The organism is Vibrio genomosp. F10 str. 9ZD137 (assembly GCF_049974785.1).
GTDB lineage: Bacteria > Pseudomonadota > Gammaproteobacteria > Enterobacterales > Vibrionaceae > Vibrio.
The window spans coordinates 1-6,236 of sequence record NZ_JBNGCJ010000807.1 but is presented as its reverse complement, the minus strand read 5'-3'; the positions used below and the strand labels follow the sequence as shown (position 1 = coordinate 6,236).

4 protein-coding genes and 1 pseudogene are annotated in these 6,236 nt (G+C 38.1%); 2 read left to right on the top strand and 3 right to left on the bottom strand.

Going from position 1 to position 6,236, the window contains the following annotated elements; all coding sequences use genetic code 11:
• The 3 genes and pseudogenes from ACP45E_RS18555 to ACP45E_RS18545 form a co-directional block, all read right to left on the bottom strand.
• A pseudogene (locus ACP45E_RS18555) lies at window positions 1-297 on the bottom strand (Ig-like domain-containing protein); the annotation flags it as partial.
• 339 nt (window positions 298-636) lie between these two features.
• Window positions 637-1,776: a hypothetical protein gene (locus tag ACP45E_RS18550; protein WP_017037892.1), complete on the bottom strand. Its 1,140-nt coding sequence runs from the start codon at window positions 1,774-1,776 to the stop codon at window positions 637-639.
• Window positions 1,777-1,961: 185 nt separating this feature from the next.
• A complete protein-coding gene (locus tag ACP45E_RS18545) occupies window positions 1,962-3,251 on the bottom strand; it encodes a hypothetical protein (protein ID WP_017037893.1) in 1,290 nt (429 codons plus the stop codon).
• Between the two features lie 705 nt (window positions 3,252-3,956).
• Here ACP45E_RS18545 and ACP45E_RS18540 point away from each other — a divergent pair.
• Together ACP45E_RS18540 and ACP45E_RS18535 are read left to right on the top strand one after the other, a co-directional pair.
• Window positions 3,957-5,348: a TolC family outer membrane protein gene (locus ACP45E_RS18540; RefSeq protein WP_241824341.1), complete on the top strand. Its 1,392-nt coding sequence runs from the start codon at window positions 3,957-3,959 to the stop codon at window positions 5,346-5,348.
• Between the two features lie 53 nt (window positions 5,349-5,401).
• Window positions 5,402-6,172, top strand: coding sequence for a SapC family protein (locus tag ACP45E_RS18535; RefSeq protein WP_017037895.1), 771 nt, complete (start codon window positions 5,402-5,404; stop codon window positions 6,170-6,172).
• The last annotated feature ends 64 nt before the right edge of the window (window positions 6,173-6,236 follow it).

Genomic DNA, 6,236 nt, shown 5'->3' with positions numbered 1-6,236 from the left:
CGATGTGGATACTTCATTGGCATAGGTTGCTTTACTGTCTATTGAATGAGTTGCTTGAACGTAGTAACGATAGTCACATACTTTCGCCTCTGACGCTTGTACGATAAAACCCGATTTGGTGATGGATTGTATTTGGCAGTTATTAGTTTTGGATAAGACGTCGACTTCTGTGACTTGGAAACCAGCCCCTTGTTCGGTAAACACTTTACTCGATAAATCCACTTCATAGGTGTTATCTAACCCTGTCGACACAAAAAGATCTAAAGCCGTTATGCTGTAATCTTGTTTAGACTGCACAGTGCTATTCGATGTTTGACCAGGCTCTTTATCTCCACAACCAACTAGTGTAGCGGTTACCATGACCGCTATTATTAGATGGATATAATGTGTCGTATTAAAAATAACCATTATTTAATTCTCTGAATAGTAGTTAATGTTAATATCACCAAGGTACATGGAGTAATTAGTGAATATCAATTAATCTATTATTTACTTAGGGGTTAAATCAGTGTTAAACCCAATAATCTAACAAATAGAATAGTGTTAGGTAACTATACTAAGGGTCGGTAACTAAAACATACACATAAATAATCTCTACTGTGAAAGTAGAGATTATATTTAAAGTGAGGCTACTAATTATTCAATGTTGTTGTTTATACATATAAAGAACCCATCATAGTAACTATTTGCTGCGTCTAAGACTGAACCTGTACCGGAAATAGTAACAATAACGCCTAGACCACCATTTATTTCAAATCTAGGGTCTTGAGCTTCATCATTTGTCCAATAGCCAGTCTTGCCAGGCCAAAAATCGTCAAAGTAATCAGATGTGGAAAAATCGATCAACTGAGCAGTCGTCAAAGGTGATGAGCCCTCAATAGTGCTGCAAAAATACTCTAAGTAATTACTGTCTGATTCTATACGAGGGGATGATACAAAGGTCGTTCCTAAGGTCGGCTCTTCTATAAGAGGAACTCTACCATCAAACAATGCATTGTATTGGTTTACGGTAGGTGGATAATAATATTTCGCGACTTCAGGAGGTGTGATCTTTTCTGAAATCAATCTCAAATCACAATCAGGTTCTACTATTGCGGTGTCTCCGGAGTCTACAAAAATCACAGTACATAGTTCTATAGTGGCAGAATCACCGAAGTTTATGTCTTGTTCTACTTCATATATAGCACCATCTTCATCGGCTTTTACGGTTTCAGGATCACTAAATGTTTCAAAATACAATAGAGTACCGTCTTCGTCATAAAAGCTTACTAGAGCAGCACCTATATTGGGAATATCAGTAGAGAAGTCTTCTTCTGATATATAGTTGATTTTGCTTTCCGATGTGAAGGGGGTTGTGTCTAAATAAATCAGTCCCTGGTTTGTTATTTTATTATCCACTTCCCAATAGTCGTTAAAATCAAATGGGGATGTTAAGCTTTTTAAATCTCTCTTATTATAGAAATATTCAGTCAAGTTTATTTCATTTGAGCAATAAATTCGATCTTTAGAACAAAGTGCAATTGTCTTGTTTTTATCCTTCTTATCTAATATGTAGGATATTCCATAATGCAATACTTCTGATGTGGTAACATCTATCCAGACATAACCATTAGCGTCACCATGCTTATTATAATACTGTATTCTATGGCCATCTTCAGTTGCTGATATATGTGGTGTATTCTCTACTAAAGATATTGATATATCGGAGGCGTGTGAATATGAAACAGTCGAAACTAACAAAGTGGTTAATAAAGGTGTAATTGATTTTCTAAACATTATAATATCCAGATTTTATTTATGGTTAACGTAACAAGTTATGTTCTATTTAATGGGGTTTATAGTCCAATATAATATATAAAATTAAGCAGAGTATATAAACGCTTGGGTTATGCTTATCAAAGCATTAATCCTATTAAGATTAATGCTTACCATCGCGCAGTTATCATCTATTGATTGAGAGTCTACTTAATCGCCTCAGCAACATAGGTAGTTGACCACTCACCATTTGCATCGTGACCTAGATTCCATTTGCAGATGCCAGAGTCATGTGGAAGATAGAAGTCATTTTTATCATCTTCAAAATGTTCATTTAAAGAGCGGGAATGCTCGCGAGTTTCTTGAAAGTCTATTTCCTTATTGGAAGCCCCATTTTTTATCTTTATTTTTCCTTTATGAGGCTCATTTAACCAAACATCATGCCCAGAATTGTTAGTAACGTAAGTCCACAGTTTCGCATGGGGAGAAAAAGGGTTTGGTGAAGCCCAACATTTTGTTTTAACTGTGATATTGACATAAGTTGGAGTGTCATTGTCATATATATACCCAGTAGCTTTGGGTGAACTTTCTAACTGGTCGGAAGAAAGAGTTATGGTGACACTTTCATTATTTTCTAGAATAGAGTCATCCACCACAGGTATTAGTAGGTTGTAGTTATTTGTGCCTTTCTTAAGCGTAACTTCAGGTTTAGGCGTGTAATCTGAGTTTTGTCTTGCGGAACCAGAGTAATTCAACGTTAAAATTAGGTCTTGATTCAAAGGTTCATCAACTTTAATTTCGAATGAAATAGGAACTCGTCCTTGTTCTAAACCGTCAGAGACCTTAGTGATACTTAATGATACTTGTTTATCAAAGATAACTTCATCACTGCATGCTTCTATGTAGGTAGGTTCTCCATATTTGTAACCGCCAATGGAGCAAGTTTTAATGCTTGTTGATGAATCAAGAATCGGCTTCCCAACTAAGAGTGAATTAGGATAATCAAAATCTATTTTATTATCAGTAACAAAGCCATCTTGGTCGATGTTCTCCATATATAGGAATGAAAACTCACCTTGAGTGATACTAAAATTGGAGTAAGACACGGGTGAAACACCAAAAGCTAAATCGTCGTAGTTTAAGAATACGACATCTAAGCTTGCTATATTATTGGAGATGGTATCTTTAGGGCTCTTTTGAGTCATATAATCATCTACAGATACGCATGATGGGGTATGATTATCTATACATAGCCTAATTTCGTCGCGATTATTCTCTATGATATAATAGGCTTTTTCTGAAATAACCTCATCATTTCCGTTGAGCCATTTAAGCGATCTGAAATTGCCATTTGAATCAAAGTTAGTAGCTAGATCTCCGTCTATTTTTCCGAATATAAAATTGCCTATATTTTCTATTATTAGTTCGCTTGCACTAGAAAATGTAGCGACGAGTGAAAGCATGAATAATGAATATACATATTTATTAACCAGCATCAATATCACCTGTAAATATACAATAATTTTAATTCTAGAGGGGTTGCCACTAGAGAGGTATTGCTCTCTTGTCTTGAAAAATAAACATAAATATTTATTTTTTGTGAGAGCGATTGTAGGTTACACGGATATTAAGACTCGGAGTTAATAAAAAGTTATCAATACTTATTATTGTTTTTAACGTGGTGCAGTGAGGGGCAATAAATTGAAGGAAGGTAACATTTCGGGTGCTCTATTAATAAGTTCATTATCTAAAGGAATCACGTTCGAATGAAAAGTTACCTTTGCTGCCGTGTGTGAACAGTTTGAACTATACGTTACACATTTCATAGCAACCCAATGTGCGACTTGTATCAATTAAACAAGGTAATAAATTCGACCTTTCTCATAAATGATACATTCATCAGTAGTATTGATCAGAAGTATGACATTTACCTTTAGGAAAATGGGGGATGAGCTATATTTAAAGTGTCGTTGTGACGAGGGTTGTGAAAAATCGCATTGAGCTTGATCAATGCTTAGTGTTTTTTCTCGGTTTTAAGCTGTCGTTCTGAGCAAATAGTTTTTGGTCTTCTAATAGTTTGCATAGAAGAAATGGTAGGAAATGAACATTACAATCAACAGGTTAAACATAGCCCTTATATCGTGAACGTTGTCAGGCTGAAACAGCCTATTGTTGTCTGTTCAGCATAGGAATGGATGGAAATGGTAAAAAAAGTTTTTATAGGGATACTATTGAGTGGGGTTGTATGTAGTGCTCAATCCGAAGATCTACTCGACATCTACAACCAAGCGTTGGAGTTTGATCCTATATATCGCGCTAGTATCTCCCAACACGATGCAGATAAGGAAGTGTATGATCAAGCATTGGCTGTCTTACTCCCGACGATAAAATTAGATTTAAGCCATACCGAAACCCAACAGGACATTGTTAGTGCAGATAACGATGTGTATGGTTCAGGCTCTACCGACTACCCCACTGATGAATTGAACTTATCGCTCACCCAATCTATTTATAGCTTTAGTAACTGGGCTTACTTTGCTCAGGCGAAAGAAGATGTAAAACGTATTGCGGCTGAGTTAGAAGGCATACGCCAAGAGCTGATTTTACGCGTTGCCGAAGCCTATTTTACCGTCTTAAAAAAGAGAGATACGTATTTAGGCATTGATGCCGAAGTCAAATCTCTGCAAAAGCATTATGAACGTGTCGAGCTGCAACTCAGCAATGGTTTAGCGAGAACCACGGATCTTCTTGATTCTGAAGCCCGCTATCTTCAAGCACAGGCTCGCCAAATCGAAATTGGCAACGAGTTACGAGACGCACTTCAAGCCTTGTATGAGATTACCGGAACCTTACCGAGCTCGATGTCAACGTTAGGAGAAGAGTTAACGTTGGCTCGCCCAGAGCCTTTTGCCGTTGAAACCTGGCTAGAAAACGCCCAAAAGAACAACCCCTCTATTCTTGCTAAACAAAATGCAATGTCTGCAGCTCTAGAAGAGATCCGACGTCAAGAAGGTGGGCACTACCCAACGTTAGATTTTGTGGCGTCTTACAACAAAAGCGAAACAGAAGGTTCGCTATTTGGTGGTGGCAGTGAAGTAGACACCTCAACGTATATGGTTCAGCTTAATATCCCTATTTACGCAGGTGGCGCGGTTTCATCCAAGGTTCGAGAAACTGAAAATCTCTACAACAAGTCAAAGGATGAACTCGAAGAAGTGTGGCGAAAAACCAGTCGTGAGACAAGAGCCGCCTTTACCGGCGTAACGAGTGCTATTAGTAAAGTGAAGGCGTTACAAAAATCGGTAGAAGCGTATGAGCTAGCCGTTGAAGTAAAACAGGAATCTTTTGAATCAGGGGTCGCGACCAGCGTAACGGTGTTGGATGCAGTGCGAGATCTCTTTATCGCCCGTACAGAATATTCAGCCGCTCGTTACGACTATTTATACAACAACTTACGGTTAAAACGTGCTGTGGGCACATTAACAGAGTTCGACTTACAACAAATAAACAATGCACTACAAGGCGAAGAGGTTCCTACCGATCTAAGAGCGTTAGATGAAGACTTAGAGCTAACAAACCTCGTTCTTTATTAGTGTGATATTTCATAAAAAATAGCAGTAATAACAATAATGAAAAGGAGTTCTACGTGACGACACAACTACTTATTTATGGTCAAGTTGAAGCGGTAAACAAGAAGCGCCATCTAGATTGGTCAATTAAAGCTGAAAACAACTACGACTTCGCTAGGAAGGTCAATTCGGTGCCTCTTATGGCGGTAGAATTCCCCAACGCATCAGTAGATTACACGATTGTTTTTGCTGGGGAAGGCGAAGAATTATTGCCCGTGGTCATTATGGGAATTCGGGAAGACCAGAACTTATACATTGATGATGAAGGAAAGTGGTCAGCCGAATACATCCCAGCATTTATTCGCCGGTACCCGTTTGTTTTTGCTAGTGGTGACCAGGGCAAAACCCTCACACTGTGTTTAGATGAATCCTATATAGGCTGTAATCAAGATAATCGGGGAGAACGCCTGTTTGATGCGGAAGGCGACCAAACGCAATACCTTGGGAAAGTGTTAGATTTTCTACAGGACTACCAGAATCATTACCAAAGAACCCAAGCGTTTTGTCGTAAGTTGTCTGAGCTCGATTTATTTGAGGACATGGGCGCAAAGTTCACTCTACCAACGGGTGAAGAACGAACACTAACGGGCTTTAAAGTGATCAATAAAGAGAAATTTAAAGCCATAGGTCAAGATGACCTAGCTCAATTGTTTGCCAATGACGGTCTGGAACTGGTTTACCAGCACCTTCAATCTTTACGTAACTTCAGCAAGATATTGAAAAATGTAAAGTCACCAAAAACTGAAACACAAGAGCAAGAAATGACAGATAGTGTGGAAGTACACTGATGGAACTCTTTATAAAACAGGTAATAAATGAACACGCATAAGTGTGTTTAGATCGGAAGAGCGG

Excerpts from the sequence above, each read along its gene's own strand:
- ACP45E_RS18540 (WP_241824341.1), top strand. The coding sequence starts at position 3,957 with ATGGTAAAAAAAGTTTTTATAGGGATACTATTGAGTGGGGTTGTATGT.
- ACP45E_RS18550 (WP_017037892.1), bottom strand. The coding sequence starts at position 1,776 with ATGTTTAGAAAATCAATTACACCTTTATTAACCACTTTGTTAGTTTCG.
- ACP45E_RS18545 (WP_017037893.1), bottom strand. The coding sequence starts at position 3,251 with ATGCTGGTTAATAAATATGTATATTCATTATTCATGCTTTCACTCGTC.